The sequence below is a fragment of the Polaromonas sp. P1_G2 genome, from assembly GCF_056405515.1.
In genome coordinates this window covers 1-806 of record NZ_JBFUBY010000583.1, presented here as the reverse complement: position 1 = coordinate 806, position 806 = coordinate 1, and the positions used below count along the sequence as shown (strand labels likewise).

General features: G+C 55.6%; 1 protein-coding gene. It reads left to right on the top strand.

Features of this window, described 5'->3' with window-relative positions; all coding sequences use genetic code 11:
* Nucleotides 1-429: 429 nt before the first annotated feature.
* On the top strand, nt 430-806 hold a 377-nt coding region (locus AC1D0P_RS26320; protein ID WP_477679418.1), incomplete at its 3' end, for a transporter substrate-binding domain-containing protein.

The window sequence follows — 806 nt, the reverse complement described above, 5'->3', positions numbered from 1 at the left end:
ATGCACGACCGGCGGGTTGACGAAACCGTGGAATTCGCCGGGCTTCCAGCCCTGGTGGGTGAGCTTCGTATTCGGTCCGAAATCGTCTGCCTGCTTCTCGATTGCCATCTGCCAAGTCCATGTTCTGGTGATCGCAATGCCATTCCATAGGCCGGGAGAAGCGTCAAGTCGGCGTTCCGATGAGGCGCCCCGTGCGCTCGCGCAAAATTATTCGCCAAGCTGCCCAAATCAACAGCGAATTTTTGCACATTTTCTACCATTGGCGAGATTTCGCGCATAATTTTCCGCAAATGCTCAGTGCGGTCTTGACTATCGTGGCGTTTAAGATTGTCTTAATGGTCCGCCTTCCGGAAGGGAAAACGGTTGGTGCTGGAACATCCCCGATTGGGGATCCACGGGGAAACAACGACAAACAAGAGGTTGGGAAAAATGTCCAAAACGCTATTGACCGGTGTGATCGGCGCCGCCGTAGTCGCGCTCGGCGCGGTGAGTGCTCATGCCGGCACGCTTGACGATGTCAAAGCCAAGGGTTTCGTACAGTGCGGTGTCAACGGTTCCAATCTTCTGGGCTTTGGCGCACAGGATTCCACCGGAAAGTGGTCGGGCCTTGATGTCGATCTCTGCAGGGCCATTGCAGCCGCGGTGTTTGGTGATGCCACCAAGGTCAAATACACGCCGCTTTCGGCAAAGGACCGTTTTCCGGCTCTACAGTCCGGCGAAGTTGACGTTCTTGCCCGTAACACGACTTGGAGCGCAAGCCGGGATAGCCAGTTGGGCTTCGATTTTCGCGCCGTCAACTACTATGA